Source organism: Streptomyces sp. MNU76 (assembly GCF_020982545.1).
Classification (GTDB): domain Bacteria; phylum Actinomycetota; class Actinomycetes; order Streptomycetales; family Streptomycetaceae; genus Streptomyces.
Window position 1 is genome coordinate 453,176 of the sequence record NZ_JAJKLK010000006.1, and the last position, 16,238, is coordinate 469,413.

14 protein-coding genes and 5 pseudogenes are annotated in these 16,238 nt (G+C 70.8%); 11 read left to right on the forward strand and 8 right to left on the reverse strand.

Features of this window, described 5'->3' with window-relative positions:
- Nucleotides 1–325: 325 nt before the first annotated feature.
- Complete coding sequence (locus tag E4N62_RS17330; RefSeq protein ID WP_230215440.1) at nucleotides 326–970, forward strand: pathogenesis-related family 1 protein; 645 nt, start codon at nucleotides 326–328, stop codon at nucleotides 968–970.
- 27 nt (nucleotides 971–997) lie between these two features.
- Nucleotides 998–1,732, forward strand: coding sequence for a hypothetical protein (locus tag E4N62_RS17335; protein WP_308185184.1), 735 nt, complete (start codon nucleotides 998–1,000; stop codon nucleotides 1,730–1,732).
- Nucleotides 1,733–1,863: 131 nt separating this feature from the next.
- On the opposite strand, the gene E4N62_RS17340 is transcribed toward E4N62_RS17335, so the two are convergent.
- Nucleotides 1,864–2,319 (reverse strand): GPP34 family phosphoprotein, encoded by a 456-nt coding sequence (locus tag E4N62_RS17340; RefSeq protein ID WP_230215441.1) that lies wholly within the window; start codon nucleotides 2,317–2,319, stop codon nucleotides 1,864–1,866.
- Entirely contained in the window at nucleotides 2,226–2,543 is a 318-nt protein-coding gene (locus E4N62_RS17345) for a hypothetical protein (RefSeq protein WP_230215442.1), read from the reverse strand. The genes E4N62_RS17340 and E4N62_RS17345 overlap by 94 nt, the downstream gene beginning before the upstream one ends.
- Nucleotides 2,544–2,614: 71 nt before the next feature.
- Between E4N62_RS17345 and E4N62_RS17350 the strand changes: the two genes are divergently transcribed.
- Nucleotides 2,615–2,929 (forward strand): hypothetical protein, encoded by a 315-nt coding sequence (locus tag E4N62_RS17350; protein ID WP_230215443.1) that lies wholly within the window; start codon nucleotides 2,615–2,617, stop codon nucleotides 2,927–2,929.
- On the forward strand, nucleotides 2,926–3,135 hold the full coding sequence (locus E4N62_RS17355; RefSeq protein WP_230215444.1) for a hypothetical protein: 210 nt from the start codon (nucleotides 2,926–2,928) through the stop codon (nucleotides 3,133–3,135). Before E4N62_RS17350 ends, E4N62_RS17355 begins: the two co-directional genes overlap by 4 nt.
- A 379-nt stretch (nucleotides 3,136–3,514) precedes the next feature.
- On the opposite strand, the pseudogene E4N62_RS17360 reads toward E4N62_RS17355, so the two are convergent.
- From E4N62_RS17360 to E4N62_RS17370, 3 genes and pseudogenes are all read right to left on the reverse strand, one after another.
- A pseudogene (locus tag E4N62_RS17360) lies at nucleotides 3,515–4,527 on the reverse strand (intradiol ring-cleavage dioxygenase).
- A 334-nt stretch (nucleotides 4,528–4,861) separates the two neighbouring features.
- Complete coding sequence (aspS, locus tag E4N62_RS17365) at nucleotides 4,862–6,625, reverse strand: aspartate--tRNA ligase (RefSeq protein WP_230215445.1); 1,764 nt, start codon at nucleotides 6,623–6,625, stop codon at nucleotides 4,862–4,864.
- Nucleotides 6,626–7,087: 462 nt separating this feature from the next.
- The gene (locus tag E4N62_RS17370; protein WP_230215587.1) at nucleotides 7,088–7,681 is read right to left on the reverse strand and encodes a hypothetical protein; all 594 of its coding nucleotides are present in this window, start codon (nucleotides 7,679–7,681) and stop codon (nucleotides 7,088–7,090) included.
- Between E4N62_RS17370 and E4N62_RS17375 the strand changes: the two are divergent.
- Together E4N62_RS17375 and E4N62_RS17380 are read left to right on the forward strand one after the other, a co-directional pair.
- Nucleotides 7,617–8,683, forward strand: a pseudogene (locus tag E4N62_RS17375) (PP2C family protein-serine/threonine phosphatase). The gene E4N62_RS17370 and the pseudogene E4N62_RS17375 sit on opposite strands and share 65 nt — an antisense overlap.
- Nucleotides 8,684–8,871: 188 nt before the next feature.
- A pseudogene (locus E4N62_RS17380) lies at nucleotides 8,872–9,453 on the forward strand (ATP-binding protein); the annotation flags it as partial.
- Nucleotides 9,454–9,475: 22 nt separating this feature from the next.
- On the opposite strand, the pseudogene E4N62_RS17385 reads toward E4N62_RS17380, so the two are convergent.
- Nucleotides 9,476–9,694, reverse strand: a pseudogene (locus E4N62_RS17385) (hypothetical protein); the annotation flags it as partial.
- Here E4N62_RS17385 and E4N62_RS49460 point away from each other — a divergent pair.
- Nucleotides 9,588–9,803: a hypothetical protein gene (locus tag E4N62_RS49460; protein WP_374117011.1), complete on the forward strand. Its 216-nt coding sequence runs from the start codon at nucleotides 9,588–9,590 to the stop codon at nucleotides 9,801–9,803. The pseudogene E4N62_RS17385 and the gene E4N62_RS49460 sit on opposite strands and share 107 nt — an antisense overlap.
- A 342-nt stretch (nucleotides 9,804–10,145) precedes the next feature.
- Here E4N62_RS49460 and E4N62_RS17390 read toward each other — a convergent pair whose 3' ends face one another.
- The gene (locus tag E4N62_RS17390; protein ID WP_230215446.1) at nucleotides 10,146–11,117 is read right to left on the reverse strand and encodes a pirin family protein; all 972 of its coding nucleotides are present in this window, start codon (nucleotides 11,115–11,117) and stop codon (nucleotides 10,146–10,148) included.
- A gap of 213 nt (nucleotides 11,118–11,330) precedes the next feature.
- Nucleotides 11,331–11,825, reverse strand: a complete 495-nt coding sequence (locus E4N62_RS17395) for an SseB family protein (RefSeq protein ID WP_184906245.1) — start codon at nucleotides 11,823–11,825, stop codon at nucleotides 11,331–11,333.
- A 149-nt stretch (nucleotides 11,826–11,974) separates the two neighbouring features.
- On the opposite strand from E4N62_RS17395, the gene E4N62_RS17400 reads away from it, so the two are divergent.
- The 4 genes and pseudogenes from E4N62_RS17400 (at nucleotide 11,975) to E4N62_RS17415 (ending at nucleotide 16,233) form a co-directional block, all read left to right on the forward strand.
- Nucleotides 11,975–13,801: an acyl-CoA dehydrogenase gene (locus tag E4N62_RS17400; RefSeq protein WP_230215448.1), complete on the forward strand. Its 1,827-nt coding sequence runs from the start codon at nucleotides 11,975–11,977 to the stop codon at nucleotides 13,799–13,801.
- 164 nt (nucleotides 13,802–13,965) lie between these two features.
- A pseudogene (locus tag E4N62_RS17405) lies at nucleotides 13,966–15,262 on the forward strand (M18 family aminopeptidase).
- Between the two features lie 132 nt (nucleotides 15,263–15,394).
- The gene (locus E4N62_RS17410; RefSeq protein WP_215457022.1) at nucleotides 15,395–15,631 is read left to right on the forward strand and encodes a DUF6458 family protein; all 237 of its coding nucleotides are present in this window, start codon (nucleotides 15,395–15,397) and stop codon (nucleotides 15,629–15,631) included.
- Between the two features lie 110 nt (nucleotides 15,632–15,741).
- A complete protein-coding gene (locus E4N62_RS17415; RefSeq protein WP_230215450.1) occupies nucleotides 15,742–16,233 on the forward strand; it encodes an LURP-one-related/scramblase family protein in 492 nt (163 codons plus the stop codon).
- Nucleotides 16,234–16,238: the final 5 nt, after the last annotated feature.

Here is a 16,238-nt window from a genome sequence, read left to right on the forward strand (position 1 = left end):
TGCCTCGCCTTAACCGAACTTGAGAAGTTCCACGGGCCAACGGCGGGTGAACCCCGGTGCCGCCCTGCGAGGCCCGCTCGGTCACGCCTCGCCGCCCGCGCCGTCCGATCGGACCGTCTCGGCGAGCGTCCGTCCGGAGGTCACGGTGCCCAATGGCCTGGGCCCGATGAGTCCCATGGGCGCCGAAACCCACCCCTGCTCCGATTCCCCCGATGGGATGGCAGGTGATCCGGTCCGCACCCGCCCGGCGCCCGTCCTGCCCTACAAGTAGCTCCGCCGGTACGGCAGTTGAAGAGCTTGAGAGTCGGAGCAGAGGGAGGCACGAGTGGTGCGACGGGACAGGGCGCGGACGATGGCCGCGGCGACCGCGGCGGCGACGCTGGCGCTCACCCCGGGGGCGGCCCAGGCCGTCGGCCCCCGGCCCCCGGTCGTGGAGACGATCACCCCGCTCACCTCGACGGGGGCCGGGGTGACCGGTGCCGGAATGACCGGGGTGACCGGGGTCGAGGTGACCGGAGCCGGGTCGGTGGCGGCGGCGACCCCGACCGCGCCGAAACCGGAGATCAGAGGCTTCCTGACGGTCGTCAACCATGCTCGGGCGGACGTCGGCGTCCCCCCGCTGGTCTGGGACGAGTCGGTCGCCGCGCAGGCCCGCTCCTGGGCGAGGGTGCGGGTCGCCGACTGCGCGCTCGTCCACTCGAACAGCCGCTACGGCGAGAACCTGGCCAAGGGGTCGAACCCCCGCTACTCGCTGGCGGACGCGGCCCGCCTCTGGCTCGACGAGAAGTCCGCCTACGACCGCCCCTCCAACTCCTGCGTCAACGACCGGGAGTGCCTGCACTACACCCAGCTGGTCTGGCGTGGCTCGACCCGGGTCGGCGCGGCCAAGGCGAGGTGCGGCAACGGCTGGACGTATGTGGTGGCCAACTTCGACCCGCCGGGGAACTGGGTGGGCCGACGGCCGTACTGACCGGGGAAAGACCGCGGGGCCGTGATAATCCCTCCATGGCCCCGCCCCCACCCTTCCCCACCCCTCCCCGAACAGCTCCAGCAGTTCCTCGACGACGTGCTGGCCGTCGGCGCCCCCCACGGGCTCGCTCTCACCGGCGATCACGCGGCGCAGGCGCACGGGCTGGTCGAGGCGCGGCCGCCCGGCCGGGACCTGGAGGCGGCGACGGAACACGCGGCGCCGATGGAGGAGATCGCGGCCGCGGTCCACGCGGGTCTCGCGGAACGCGGCTGGCTGGTGCGCACGGTGGAGACGGCCCCGCTCAGCTCCCGCCTCCTCGTCACCGACCCCACCACGCAGGAGGAACGCGTCCTGGACCTCCTGAAGGAGACCCTCTGGCACCCGCCGGTGGAGACTCCGCTCGGCCTCGCCCTCTCCCTGGAGGACGTGGTCGGCGCGAAGGTCCGGGCCGTGGCCGACCGGGGCACGGCCCGCGACCTGATCGCCGTGCACGCGGCCACCGCCCACTGGACCGTCGTCGAACTGGAGGAACTGGCCCGCCGCCACACCTCCGCCACGTCCACCGCGTTCGACCTCGCCGACCTCCAGGCCCGGCTGGAGGGCACCGAGTGGCTCGACGACCGGGAACTCGCTCGCCACGGCCTCGACTCCGACGCCGTCCTGGAACTCCGCCGCTGGGCCCAGAGCTGGGCCGGCGACATCGCCGAACGCCTCCTGGAAGAAGAGGCCCTGACCTCCCCGCCGGAGGAGGAACCCGAATGACGGGCACCCTCCTGAGCCGGAGCCCCTCCAGGGGCGCGGGGAAGCGCGCGGAGAACCACGACGGACGCGCGGCCGCCCCCGCGCACGCGCCCACCCCACGTGCACGCACCCACACCCCGCGCACGTGATCCTCAGGTCACCAGCGTGATCACCACCACCGTCGTCACCATCGTCGCCGCCGTGAGCGCCGCCGCCGTCGCCGCCGCGGTCTCGGCCATCCGGCGCAGGGCGGGGTCGGCCCAGTGCCGCTCCGCGATCTCGGCCATACGCCGCCGCACCGGTGAGTCCTCGGTGTCGGCGTCCGGGAAGGCGAGGGTGTGCAGGTCACCGTGGTGAAGCAAGCTGATCAGGGCCGCGGTCCGGGGATCAGGGTCGGCGCCCTCCAGCACCACCTCCGCCAGCCGCCCGCGCAGGGCCGACTCCACCGTGCCGTCGGCCTCCGGATACCGCGTCGTACGGAAGACGAGCAGGACCCTGCGCTTCTCCTCCCGGATCAGTCCCTTGTCCAGGACACCCCGCAGCGCTGCCTCGTACTCCGCCGTGCTGTGCTCGTGGATCCACTTCCCGACGTCGTCCGGCAGGCCCACCCCGCCCTGCCCACCGGCCCCTCGGCGCCTTCGGCTCCCTCGACCGCGTCGCCCGCGCCCGACAGGGTCCGCTCCAGCAGGCTCGCCGCCGCGATCGCGTAGGGCGTCCGCAGGGGAAGCCGGGCCTCACCCGTGGTGTCGTCGAGCGAGAGGAGGAGGATCTCCTCCCCGAGGGTCGTGGGGGCGGGCGCCGGCGCGGGAGTGGAGTCGATCGACATGGTCATGATCGGTACGACGCGTGCGGCCGACCGGGAGTTCCGACCAAACGAGTTGAGGACCGTCGTGCGAACCCCGCATGGACGAGACGGCGACGCTGGTCACCGTCGAGCTGGTCGTCTCCGTACAGGCCGTCGCCCGCGAGCAGTTCGGCGCGGACGGCCGGGTCGGCTTCGTCATCGAGGACGGCGGTCGCCGACTGGAGCGGTACGACGGCGCCCCCTTCGACCTGGACGGTCACGAGGCGGCGGTGACCGACCTGTTCGCGGCGCTGGAGGGCCCGGACTTCCGCCCGCCAGACCCCGCGCCCCGACCTGACCCCGCCCCGCGTCCATCCCCAACGCCGCACGGGCCTCCCGCACATGGCGCAGCCCCTCGACCGCCGTCCGCGTGACCCGCGCGTACTCGTCGGACGTGCGGGCCGTGCTCAGCTGGGCACGGGCGGTGCGGAGGCGTTCGGTCGCGTCGGTCAGGGACTCGGCCGCGCTGCCGCCCGCCCGTGCCTGGGCCCGTACGTCGATACCGGCCAGGCTGCCGCCCAGCCGGACGACCCAGCGGTTGGCCTCGGCCTCCGCGTCCAGGCCGGACGACGGACGCTGATCCTCCACGGACCGCCGCCGGGCGACGATCGCGACCACCGCCCCGACGATCAGCAACACCGCTACCAGCACGGCCGGCTTCATGGCCTCCTCCAGCATCCCGACGATTCGTCCCGTAGAGCCGCAGACGGCCTGCGTCCCGTACAGGGTCTACGTCCCGTACGGGTACCTCACCCTGTACGTCCCATCACACGCCTTCCCGCTGTGATCGCCCGTCGAGAAACCTGTGCGTCCCCTGATGACTTCCCCAGCGGGTGCCCCGTCGCGAGGACGCGCGCAGGGCGAAGGCCCGGAACCCAGGGGGAGGGGGTTCCGGGCCTTCGCCGTGCGCCGGGCCGTACGCCCGTCGGCCGCTCGGCGACGGTGTACGCGGGTCGGGGTCAGCTCGCCGAGGCGGACTCCGACGCGGTCTCCGACGCTCCCGGCTGGACGGAGGCGTCCGTGCCGGTGTTCGTGGCCTCCGGGTCGACGCCGACCGTGAGGGAGCCGACGACACCCTTGGCGATGTCGTTCTTCCGGTACTTCAGCTTCAGCAGTCCGCCCTGGGTGCCGCTGCCGTCGTAGATGGTGTCGTCGTCGAGGGTGGTGCGCTCGGTCGTGGAGGTCGCGTACGGCTCGACCTCGGCGGAGGCGAGGACGGACTCCTCGTCGAAGAAGAACTGGCCGGTGTGGCAGGTGGTGCCGCCCTCGTAACCGGCGTCCGTCCACTCGCCGTCGACGTGCACCTTGGTGTGGATGTGCACGCACCGGCCCCGGTACCAGCCGGGGAAGATCGTCGTGAAGGTGACGCGGCCCTGCTTGTCGGTCCTCCAGGTGCCGCGCAGATAGCGGGTGTCACTGGTCGGCTCCTCGTGCCCGCCGCCCCGCCCCCACCACCGGCCGGGGGCTCCCCGGTCGGGGTGCCGGACGGTACGTCCGTCGGAGTTCCCGAGGGCGCGTCGGTGGGGGCGGTGCCGCCGCCCTCGGAGAAGCTCTCGTAGCCCGAGTAGAGCCCCAGCGCGTCGCAGTGCCAGATGTCGACGGCCGAGTCGCGGATCGGCTCGCAGGTCTCGGAGTCGATCACCTTGAGGCGCAGGGTGAGGGGGATGCCCTCCTTGTCCTCGGTGATGTCCTGACGGAGCTTGTCCGCGTCGATGTAGTACGGGCCCTCGGTGGTCTCCGACGTGAGCTTGTAGCACTCCTCCCCGGCGCTCGCGCCGGAGGAGGCGAGGGGCTTCCCGCTCGCCTCGGCGGTGCCCGTGGTGGTGCCCGCGCTCGCGGTCGCGACGACCGCTCCGCCCACACCCACGGCGGCCACGGCGCCCGCGCCCGCCACGACGACCTTGCGGCGCGTCAGATCCCGCTTGTGCCTCGGCCCCTGGGCCTTCTCGTTTCCCGTCTGGTTTCCCGTCATGGCCAGGAAACTAGGGAGCCGGGCTGTCAAAGCCATAAGAAGGGGCTGTGGTTTGTCCCGCATTTCTCCGGCTGGGGAAAAGCGGCTGGAATCCACTGCCCCTTCACCCTGCCGGTCAGTCCGCCAGGTCCCGCGTGGACAGCGCCGTCTCGCCGGTCGACTCCCGGTGACCTCGGGCTGTCGCCCGCCTTCGCTCTCCATGCGGAAAACCCGTGCGCAAAGTCCCCTTTCCCCGCACACGCGAAAGGGACCTGAAATCGACGGACGATTTCAGGTCCCTCTCCCGGGCTCCTCCGGAAAAGCGCTTCTAAAGGCTTGCCCTACTTCGCTAGCCCTACTTCGGCTGCGGCTTGCGCACCGACAGGTGCAGCTCGCGCAGCCGCGCCTCCTCCAGCTCCGTCGGCGCGCCCATCATCAGGTCCTGGGCGTTGCCGTTGAGCGGGAAGGCGATGGTCTCGCGGATGTTGGGCTCGTCGGCGAGGAGCATGACGATACGGTCGACGCCCGGCGCGATGCCGCCGTGCGGCGGGGCGCCGAAGCGGAACGCGCGCAGCATGCCGGCGAACTGCTCCTCGACGGTGTCACGGTCGTAGCCCGCGATCTCGAAGGCCTTGAGCATGATGTCGGGCTCGTGGTTCCGGATCGCGCCGGAGGACAGCTCGACGCCGTTGCAGACGATGTCGTACTGCCAGCCGAGGATGTCCAGCGGGTCCTGGGTCTCCAGGGCCTCCAGACCGCCCTGCGGCATCGAGAACGGGTTGTGCGAGAAGTCGATCTTCCCGGTGTCCTCGTCCTTCTCGTACATCGGGAAGTCGACGATCCAGCAGAACCGGAAGACGCCCTCCTCGAAGTGCCCGGCGCGCTTGGCGGCCTCGACCCGCACCGCGCCCATGATCTTCGAGACCTCTTCGAACTCGCCCGCGCCGAAGAAGACCGCGTGGCCGGCGGCCAGCGACAGCCGCTTGGTCAGCTCGGCGACGTTCTCCTCGGTGAGGAACTTGGCGATCGGGCCGGACAGCGAACCGTCCTCGGCGACCCGCACCCAGGCCAGACCCTTGGCGCCCTGCTCGATCGCGTACTCGCCGAGCTGGTCGAAGAACTTGCGCGGCTGGGCCGAGACGTCCGGCACCGCGAGGGCACGCACATGCTTGCCGGCGAACGCCTTGAACTCGGAGCCCTCGAAGACATCGGTGATGTCCACCAGCTCCAGCTGGGCCCGCAGGTCCGGCTTGTCGGAGCCGTACTTGAGCATCGCCTCACGGAACGGGATGCGCGGGAAGGGCGAGGTGACGTGCCGGCCGCCGCCGAACTCCTCGAAGAGCTCGGTCATGAGCTTCTCGATGGGCTGGAAGACGTCCTCCTGCTCGACGAAGGACATCTCCACGTCGAGCTGGTAGAACTCGCCCGGCGAACGGTCCGCGCGCGCGTCCTCGTCGCGGAAGCAGGGCGCGATCTGGAAGTACCGGTCGAAGCCCGAGATCATCAGCAGCTGCTTGAACTGCTGCGGGGCCTGGGGGAGGGCGTAGAACTTGCCCGGGTTGAGGCGCGACGGCACGACGAAGTCGCGGGCGCCCTCGGGGGAGGTGGCGGACAGGATCGGCGTCGCCATCTCGTTGAAGCCGAGGGCCGTCATCTTGTGACGGATGGCGCTGATCACGGCCGTGCGCAGCATGATGTTGCGGTGCATGCGCTCGCGGCGCAGGTCGAGGAAGCGGTACTCCAGGCGCCGCTCCTCGTTGACCCCGTCCTCGGTGTTGATGGTGAAGGGGAGCGGGGCGGCCGCGCCGAGCAGCTCGACCTCGCCGACCTCGACCTCGATCTCGCCGGAGGGCAGGTCCGGGTTGATGTTCTCGGTGCCGCGCGAGACGACCTTGCCGTCGACCCGGACGGTCGACTCCTTGGAGATCTTGTCCAGCGCCTCGTAGGCCGGGGTGCCCGGGCGGGCCACCAGCTGCGTGATGCCGTAGTGATCGCGGAGATCGATGAAGAGGATGCCGCCCAGGTCGCGCCGATTGTGCAGCCAGCCGCTCAGCCGGACGTCGGTGCCGACGTCAGAGGCGCGGAGCTCGCCGCAGGTGTGGGACCTGTACCGATGCATCGTCGTTCATCCAGCCTTCGCTGATCGGGGATCTGGCGGGTGTTTCACGGCCGGTGTTCCCTCGGCCGTTGTTTCACGTGAAACAACGCCAAGGGTACCGGCCACCCCGAGATCGCCTCCCCACCATTTCCCCGAGTGCCAGGACCTCCAGCTCCCCAGGGGCCAGGACCTCCAGTTCCCCAAGGAGCCGGGACCTCCAGCGCTTACCGTCGGACAGGGCCGTCGGGAGGGGCCCACGACGACGCGGCGGCCATTCCCTGACCGGATACGCACCGTCATAGCCATGGGCAGGACCGCAAGCGGTTACTGTCGCTAGCGTCGATTGCCGTCACCTCCGTCGCCGCCGGTCGTGGTTTCTCGTCATGGCTCCGTCATGGTCCTCATCGGCTCATAGGTCGTCATGGCTTCCGGCACCGCTCGGTGCCCGGTACAGCTTCGGTGGCACGGTCCGATCAGCTGTTCTTAGAGTGGGTCAATGCGCACTGGTGAGCCCCCTCCCGCAGTGGGGGACGTCCTGTCCGCCCTCGCGACAGGACTGTGGACCTGGGACAGCGCTGCCGGAACCGTCACGCTGGACGCCGAGGCCGCCCGGCTCATGGGGCTGCCCGCCGAGCCGACGACTCTCACCCAGGCCGGGGCGCGCTCGCGGCTGCACCCCGTCGACTGGAACGAGATCGTCTCCGTGGTGCAGCTGGCCGTCGCCGAGGACACCCTCGCCGAGGTGCGGATCCGGGTCATGGACGAACGGGGCCGGGTGATCCGTACGATCCGCAGCCGTTCGAAGCCGACCTTCGACCCGGTGCGCAAGTCCTTCGAGCTGATCGGCACCATCCAGGAGGTCACCGAGCCGTCCCCGGCGAGCGCCGTCCGGGGGCCGTCCGTCACCGGCGACTGGCGGCGCTCGCGCGAGGCGTTCCTGCTGGACGCGGGCCGGGCGCTGGCCGAGGCGCGGTCCACGGCCGAGGTGCTGCGGGTCGCGGCGGGCCTGGCGATGCCCGGCTTCTCACCGGACGGACTCGCGGTCTTCGGCGTCGAGGCCGACCGCCTCACCGTCATCGGCCACCACGGGCACCAAAAGGGTGACGAAGGCCCCTTCACCCATATGCCGCTGGAGACGGACTACCCGGCCGCCGAGGTGGTCCGCACCGGTCGCGCCGTCTATCTCTCCTCCCCCGAGGAGTACAAGGGGCGCTACCCCACGGCCTGGCCGCTCGCCGAGCCGTTCGGCCGCCAGTCCTGGGCGTTCCTGCCGCTGACGGTCGCCGGCCGCACGATGGGCGCGTGGATGGCGGGCTTCACCCACCCCGTCACCTTCACCCCCGACGAGCGCTCGGTCCTGACCACCGTCGCGCGCATGCTCGCCCAGGCCCTCTCCCGCGCCGGCGCGGCCGAGACCGAGCGTGAACTGACCGACGGCCTGCAGCGCACGATGCTGCCGACCCTGGGCCCCGAGATACCGGGCATGAGCGTCGCCGCGCGGTACGTCCCCACCGGCGGTGGACTCCAGGTCGGCGGCGACTGGTACGACATGATCGCCCTGCCGAGCGGCCGGTTCGCGCTGGTCATCGGTGACGTCCAGGGCCATGACGTGCGCGCCGCCGGTCTGATGGGCCAGCTCCGCATAGCCCTGCGCGCCTACGCCTCCGAGGGCCACCGCCCCGACGCCGTCCTCTCCCGCGCCTCGCGCTTCCTGCACGGCATCACCGACTCCGCCGCCGTCGCCCACCCCGACCTCCGCTTCGCGACCTGCCTCTACGTCGAGGTCGACCCGGCCTCCGGCGTCCTCGACATCGCCCGTGCCGGGCACCCCGACCCGGTGGTCCGCATGGCCGACGGAACGGTCCTCGTCCGGCCCACCCCGGGCGGCCTCCCCTCGGCATCGACCCCGACGCCGACTACCCCACCACCCGGCTGGTGCTGGAGCCGGGCGAGACCATCCTCCTGTGCACCGACGGCCTCATCGAGACCGGCGGCCACGACCTCGACACGGGCTGGCGCCGCATCCGCACGATCCTGGAAACCTTCGACGCGGGCCCGACCGAGACGGAGGGGCCTTGAGGGTGGGGGCGCCCTGGAGGTCGGGGGCGTGCCGGGGGTCGGGGGCGTGCCGGGGTCGGGGTGCCCTGGAAGCCGGGGAGCCGGACGGGCGGCGGAGGAGGAGCCGGACGCCCCGCCCGGCGGCCCTCGCCGCGGCCGCCGCGCTCGTCTCCGTTCGGCCGGAGGCCCCCGGGCTCGGGCCGGGCCGGCTGGAGGCGCTGGCCGACGCGCTCGTGCAAGGGGTGCACGGCCCCTCCTCGCACCACACGCCCGGCCCGCTCGCCGACCGGCGCGAGGACGACATAGCGATGCTGCTGCTGTGCCGGGAGAGCGAGGGACGCGGCGGCGCCACCGCCGTACCGGCGCCCACCCGCCGCACCGCCCTGACCGTCGCCCAGGCGGAGCCCGAGCGCATCGCCGGCGCCCGTCAGCAGGTGCGCGAGCTCCTGCACGACTGGACCTGCGGCGACCAGGTCGACTCCGCCGTGCTCCTCGTCTCCGAGATGCTCACCAACGTCCTCGTCCACACCGACGCCGACGCCCTCCTCGTCGCCGAGATGACCGTCGACGGCGGCAAGCGCCGGATGCGGATCGAGGTCACCGACGCCAGCGACGACCTCCCCCACAAGCGCCACCCCGGTGAGCTCGCCTCCTCCGGCCGCGGGCTCGTCCTCATGGACGTGCTCGCCGACGCCTGGGGCGTGGACCCCCGCGGCGACGGCAAGAGCATCTGGTTCGAGCTGTACGAGACACCCCCGCCGGAGGGTGTGCACGCCGAGTCCCTGACCTAGGGCCTGAGGGGGAGACGGAGCCGACCGAGGGCAGCCGCAGCGTCGTCGTACCGGGTCCGAAGCAGGTGAAGAGGCCGTGCATCAGCAGGTAGTAGGCCCCGTGCACGACGTCGACCTGCGCCAGCATGTGGAGGATGTCGGTGGTCGACCGCCGTGCCACCTGTCAGGTCGCGGCCTCGTCCCGCCAGACGCTGTGCTGCCGGGAGAGCCCCCACGGTCCGAGCGCGACCGTCCACAGCACCGGTGCCGACCAGACCGGCAGCCGCCGCACGGTCGCCGCGGCCGCCGAACGGACCGCCGTGACGGTCGCGCCCCCTCTGAGGAACGCCGGCGCGGGCGCGCTCAAGTGAGCGGAGAAGGGTGGGCCGGACGTCGGGATCCCTCGTCATGGAACGGCCTGCGCATGGTGTCTCTCCCCGTTTCCCTGCTTGTGCGGCGGGGGAACGGGCAGGACTGATCCCGCCCCGGCCGATGGCCGGGGCGGGATCCGAGTGGTGCGCTCTCCCCCGTGAGCGCCACCCGCTCCGGAGGTCAGCCGAAGGGGTGGGCACGCACGAACCTACGCGGCGGGGTGGCGCTCAGCCAGGCGTGGGCCGGGTGGGCATGATCACCCGGTGCGGAGTGAACCCGGACGACACCCGGTGGCCCGATTGACGAGAACGAGCCGTATTTGCCCGGCGATGGGTCCTCGCCTACAGCCCCTCGGAGGTCATCCCGTGGACCGCCGGGATCGTCCCCAGCCGCCCCTTCTGGAAGTCCTCGAACGCCTGCTGGAGCTCCTCGCGGGTGTTCATGACGAACGGGCCGTAGTGGGCCATCGGCTCACGGATCGGCTGTCCGCCCAGCAGCACGACCTCCATGTCCGGCGTGTTCGCGTCCTGCTTCTCGTCCGCGCGGACCGTCAGCGAGGAGCCCGCGCCGAAGACCGCGGTCTGCCCCAGATGGATCGGGCGGCGCTCCGCGCCGACCGCGCCCTTGCCCGCGAGGACGTACGCCAGGCCGTTGAAGTCCTCCCGCCACGGAAGAGTGAGCTCCGCGCCGGGCGCGAGGGTCGCGTGGACCATGGTGATCGGGGTGTGGGTGATGCCGGGCCCCGCGTGCCCGTCCAGCTCTCCGGCGATGACCCGCAGCAGCGCGCCGCCGTCGGGGGTGGTGAGGAGCTGGACGTTGCCGCCGCGGATGTCCTGGTAGCGCGGCGCCATCATCTTGTCCTTGGCCGGCAGGTTCACCCACAGCTGGAGGCCGTGGAAGAGACCGCCGGACATGACCAGCGACTCCGGCGGCGCCTCGATGTGGAGCAGGCCCGAGCCGGCCGTCATCCACTGCGTGTCGCCGTTGGTGATGGTGCCGCCGCCGCCCTGGCTGTCCTGGTGGTCGAAGATCCCGTCGATGATGTAGGTGACGGTCTCGAAGCCGCGGTGGGGGTGCCACGGGGTGCCTTTCGGCTCCCCAGGCTGATACTCAACCTCACCCATCTGGTCCATCATGATGAACGGGTCGAGGTGCTGGTAGTTGATCCCCGCGAACGCCCGGCGAACCGGGAAGCCCTCGCCCTCGAACCCACTGGGCGCGGTCGTCACGGCGAGCACCGGACGGGCCACCGCGTCGGTCGGTGCGGCGACACGGGGCAGGGTCAGCGGGTTCTCGACGGTCACTGCGGGCATGTCGGTACCTCCTTGTGGGCTCAGTTTAGTTGACTATTGAACTTCTTGCCACCCTCAACAGCACACAAGCCGCCCCGCATTCCCACCAGGCCCGTACCCCGGGGCTCGCCCTGAAGAGGCGCGGGGAACTGCGCGAACAACCCCCACGGCCCCGCACTCCGCAACGAACCGCACCCCACCACCCCGACCCGGAACCCGGCCCAACCAGCGGAGCTATCCGTACATCCGCCGCATCGCGAACTCCACCATCTGCTCCACGGCCTTCGCGTCGAAGACCATCCGGTGCTCCCCCTCCATGTCGAGGACGAAGCCGTACCCGGTCGGCAGCAGATCGATCACCTCCGCACCGGTGATCACGAAGTACTTGGACTCCTTGCCGGCGTACCGACGCAGCTCCTTCAGCGAGGTGAACATCGGGATCACCGGCTGCTGAGTGTTGTGCAGCGCCAGGAACCCGGGGTTGTCCCCGCGCGGGCAGTACACCTTGGACGAGGCGAAGACCTGCTGGAAGTCCTCCGCCGCCATCTGCCCGGTGGTGAAGGCCCGCACCGCGTCCGCGAGGGAGGGCGGGGACGGCTCCGGGTACAGGGGAGGCTGCTGCCCGTAACCGCCCCCCATCTGGCCGCCGGGCATCTGCCCGGGCATCTGCTGCTGCGGCGGCGGGGCGTACTGCTGCTGAGGGCCGGCGCTCTGGTCGTAGCCGTACATGCGGCAAAGCGTAACGAGTCACAGATGGACGGCTCGGGGTTGCATCTTATTACCGGTGGGTAGCATCATCGACAGACAAGCTACTCGTTGGTATGTGAACTAGCGCGAGGATCCAGTGCCTCGCCGATCTCTCTTACGGAGCCGTCGCCATGGGGCACTACAAGTCGAATCTCCGCGACATCGAGTTCAACCTCTTCGAGGTGCTCGGGCGCGACAAGCTGTACGGCACCGGTCCGTTCGCGGAGATGGACACGGACACCGCGAAGAGCATCCTGGAGGAGCTGGCCCGGCTCTCGGAGAACGAGCTGGCGGAGTCCTTCACGGACGCCGACCGCAACCCGCCGGTCTTCGACCCGGAGACGAACACCGCGCCGGTACCGGCATCCTTCAAGAAGAGCTACAAGGCCTTCATGGACTCCGAGTACTGGCGGCTCGGCCTGCCCGAGGAGATCGGCGGCACCACCTCGCCCCGCTCCCTGATCTGGGCCTTCGCCGAGCTGATCCTGGGCGCCAACCCGGCCGTCTGGATGTACTCCTCGGGCCCCGCGTTCGCCGGCATCCTCTTCGAGGAGGGCAACGAGGTCCAGAAGCACATCGCCAAGGTCGCCGTGGAGAAGCAGTGGGGCTCCACGATGGTCCTCACCGAGCCCGACGCGGGCTCCGACGTCGGCGCCGGCCGCACCAAGGCGGTCCAGCAGGAGGACGGCTCCTGGCACATCGAGGGCGTCAAGCGCTTCATCACCTCCGGTGAGCACGACATGGAGGAGAACATCCTCCACTACGTCCTCGCCCGCCCCGAGGGCCACGGCCCCGGCACCAAGGGCCTGTCCCTCTTCCTCGTCCCGAAGTACCTCTTCGACTTCGAGACCGGCGAGCTGGGCGAGCGCAACGGCGTGTACGCGACGAACGTCGAGCACAAGATGGGCCTCAAGGCCTCCAACACCTGCGAGATGACCTTCGGCGACCGCCACCCGGCCAAGGGCTGGCTGATCGGCGACAAGCACGACGGCATCCGCCAGATGTTCCGCATCATCGAGTTCGCCCGCATGATGGTCGGCACGAAGGCGATCTCCACGCTCTCCACGGGCTACCTGAACGCGCTGGAGTACGCCAAGGAGCGCGTCCAGGGCCCCGACCTGGCGAACTTCATGGACAAGACCGCGCCCAAGGTCACCATCACCCACCACCCCGACGTCCGCCGCTCGCTGATGACGCAGAAGGCGTACGCGGAGGGCATGCGCGCCCTCGTCCTCTACACCGCCTCCATCCAGGACGAGATCCAGGTCAAGGAGGCGGCGGGCGAGGACGTCTCCGCCCCGGAGGCCCTGAACGACCTGCTCCTGCCCATCGTCAAGGGCTACGGCTCCGAGAAGGGCTACGAGCAGCTCGCCCAGTCCCTGCAGATCTTCGGCGGCTCCGGGTTCCTCCAGGAGTACCCGATCGAGCAGTACATCCGCGACGCCAAGATCGACACCCTCTACGAGGGCACCACCGCGATCCAGGGCCAGGACTTCTTCTTCCGGAAGATCGTCCGCAACCAGGGCGCCGCGCTGAACAGCCTCGCCGAGGAGATCAAGAAGTTCCTGGCCCTCGGGGAGGGCGGCGAGCAGTTGGAGGGCGCCCGCGAGCACCTCGCCAAGGCCGCCGTCGAGCTGGAGGCCATCGTCGGCCTCCTCCTCACCGACCTCGCCGCCACCGAGCAGGACGTCAAGAACATCTACAAGGTGGGCCTCAACACCACCCGCCTGCTGATGGCCTCCGGTGACGTCGTCGTCGGCTACCTGCTCCTCAAGGGCGCCGCCGTCGCCGCCGAGAAGCTGCAGAACGCCTCCGCCAAGGACAAGGCGTTCTACACCGGCAAGATCGCGGCGGCGAAGTTCTTCGCGGCCAACGTCCTCCCGGGCGTCACCCTCGCCCGCAAGATCTCCGAGGGCGTCGACCTGGACCTGATGGAGCTGGACGAGGCGGCGTTCTAGACAGTCCTGGACCGCGTCACCCCTGGCCGCACCCCGGCCACACCCGGTCGTGGCGCCGGACGGACCCTGCCCGTCCGTCCGGCGCCCCTCCTCCACACGCTCACCACGAGGGCCCGCTCCCATCCCCAGGGAGTGGGCCCTCGTACGTCGTTAAGGTGAACCCCATGCGCACACCCCCACGCTTCGATCGCGGCCACACCGACGACCTCATGACCTTCCTGGCGAGCAGCCCCACCCCGTACCACGCGGTGGCGAGCGCCGCGGAACGGCTGGAGAAGGCAGGCTTCCGGCAGGTCTCGGAGACCGACGCGTGGGACGGCTCGCTGGGCGGCCGGTACGTACTGCGCGGGGGCGCGATCATCGCCTGGTACGTCCCGAAGGGCGCCCACCCCACACCCCTTCCGCATCATCGGTGCCCATACCGACTCCCCCAATCTGCGGGTCAAACCCCGCCCCGACAGCGGCGCCCACGGCTGGCGCCAGGTCGCCGTCGAGATCTACGGCGGCCCGCTGATGAACTCCTGGCTCGACCGCGACCTCGGCATCGCCGGCCGGCTCTCCCTGCGCGACGGCACCAGCCGCCTCGTCAATGTCGACAGACCCCTCCTGCGCGTGCCCCAACTCGCCATCCACCTCGACCGGACGGTCTCCTCCGAGGGCCTCAAGCTCGACAAGCAGCGCCACCTCCAGCCCGTCTGGGGCCTCGGCGACGACGTCCGCGACGGCGACCTGATCGCCTTCCTGGAGGAGGAGGCGGGTCTCCCCACGGGCGAGGTCACCGGCTGGGACCTGATGACCCACTCCGTCGAACCGCCCGCCTACCTGGGCCGCGACAACGAACTGCTCGCCGGCCCCCGCATGGACAACCTCCTCTCCGTGCACGCCGGTACGGCCGCACTCGCCTCCGTCGCCGGCTCGGGCGACGAACTCCCCCACATCCCCGTCCTCGCCGCCTTCGACCACGAGGAGAACGGCTCCCAGTCCGACACCGGCGCCGACGGCCCGCTGCTCGGCGGGGTGCTGGAGCGCTCGGTCTTCTCCCGCGGCGGCTCCTACGAGGACCGGGCACGGGCCTTCGCCGGCACCGTCTGTCTCTCCTCCGACACCGGCCACGCCGTCCACCCCAACTACGCCGAGCGCCACGACCCGACGCACCACCCCCGCGCGGACGCCGGCCCGATCCTGAAGGTCAACGTCAACAACCGCTACGCCACCGACGGTTCGGGCCGGGCCGTCTTCGCCGCCGCCTGCGAGAGGGCCGGGGTGCCCTTCCAGACGTTCGTCTCCAACAACTCCATGCCCTGCGGCACCACCATCGGCCCCATCACCGCCGCCCGGCACGGCATCCGTACCGTCGACATCGGCGTGGCCATCCTCTCGATGCACAGCGTCCGCGAGCTGTGCGGCGCGAAGGACCCCTACCTCCTGGCGAACGCCCTGGCGGCCTTCCTGGAGGACTGACCCGCGGCCGTGCACCCCGTCCCGCCCTCAACGCCTGTTACTGACCGGCCTGTCCGGGTACCCGATGTCAACCGGTAGGACCGAACGACCGGAACGACCGGCCGACCCAACCGGACACAGGGAGGAACACTCATGGGCCTGGGCGGGTGCATCATTCTGATCGCCGTGGGGGCCATCCTCACGTTCGCCACCGACTGGGACATGCAAGGGGTCAACCTCGACCTGGTCGGCATCATCTTCATGATCGTGGGACTCATCGGAGTCGCGACGTTCAGCAGTATCGCCAGGCGGAGGCGGGTGGTGGTGCCCCCCACCACCCCGGTCGTGGACGAGACGGGCCAGCAGCGGGGCGGCTACCAGGGCTACTGACCGCGCGGGTGCCCGGGGTGTCGGCCAACGGCACCCCGGGAGGCGCCAGGTCACCCTCTTTCGGCCTACGGCCGACGTTTCGGAGCCGGTCGCGGGGAACGCCTGGAGGCATGAGATTCCTCGTACGCGACCGGATCCTCGGGATCGGTGACGACTACTGGATCGAGGACGAGCACGGCCGGAAGGCCTTCCTCGTCGACGGCAAGGCCATGCGGCTGCGGGACACCTTCGAGCTGAAGGACACCCAGGGGCAGGTGCTGATCGACATCCGCCGCAAGATGTTCGCGCTGCGCGACACGATGGTCGTCGAGCGCGGCGGTGAGCCCCTCGCCACCGTCCGCCGCAAACGTCTCTCCCTCCTGCGCAACCACTACCGGGTCACCCTGGCGGACGGCACCGAACTCGACGTCAGCGGCAAGATCCTCGACCGTGAGTTCGCCATCGAGTACGAGGGCGAACTCCTGGCGCACATCTCCCGCAGGTGGCTGCACGTCCGCGAGACCTACGGCCTCGACGTCGTACGCGACGACGCGGACCCGGCCCTGCTGATCGCCGTGACGGTGTGCGTGATCAACCTGGCGGAGCGGGAGCGGGACGACTGAGGCCA

What these genes read in the sequence shown, in the direction of transcription:
- E4N62_RS17345 (WP_230215442.1), bottom strand. Translation starts at nt 2,543, where the DNA reads ATGACCATGTCGATCGACTCCACTCCCGCGCCGGCGCCCGCCCCCACG.
- E4N62_RS17350 (WP_230215443.1), top strand. Translation starts at nt 2,615, where the DNA reads ATGGACGAGACGGCGACGCTGGTCACCGTCGAGCTGGTCGTCTCCGTA.
- aspS (WP_230215445.1), bottom strand. Translation starts at nt 6,625, where the DNA reads ATGCATCGGTACAGGTCCCACACCTGCGGCGAGCTCCGCGCCTCTGAC.
- E4N62_RS17370 (WP_230215587.1), bottom strand. Translation starts at nt 7,681, where the DNA reads ATGACGGTGAGGCGGTCGGCCTCGACGCCGAAGACCGCGAGTCCGTCC.
- E4N62_RS49460 (WP_374117011.1), top strand. Translation starts at nt 9,588, where the DNA reads ATGTCGGTGGTCGACCGCCGTGCCACCTGTCAGGTCGCGGCCTCGTCC.
- E4N62_RS17390 (WP_230215446.1), bottom strand. Translation starts at nt 11,117, where the DNA reads ATGCCCGCAGTGACCGTCGAGAACCCGCTGACCCTGCCCCGTGTCGCC.
- E4N62_RS17395 (WP_184906245.1), bottom strand. Translation starts at nt 11,825, where the DNA reads ATGTACGGCTACGACCAGAGCGCCGGCCCTCAGCAGCAGTACGCCCCG.
- E4N62_RS17400 (WP_230215448.1), top strand. Translation starts at nt 11,975, where the DNA reads ATGGGGCACTACAAGTCGAATCTCCGCGACATCGAGTTCAACCTCTTC.
- E4N62_RS17410 (WP_215457022.1), top strand. Translation starts at nt 15,395, where the DNA reads ATGGGCCTGGGCGGGTGCATCATTCTGATCGCCGTGGGGGCCATCCTC.
- E4N62_RS17415 (WP_230215450.1), top strand. Translation starts at nt 15,742, where the DNA reads ATGAGATTCCTCGTACGCGACCGGATCCTCGGGATCGGTGACGACTAC.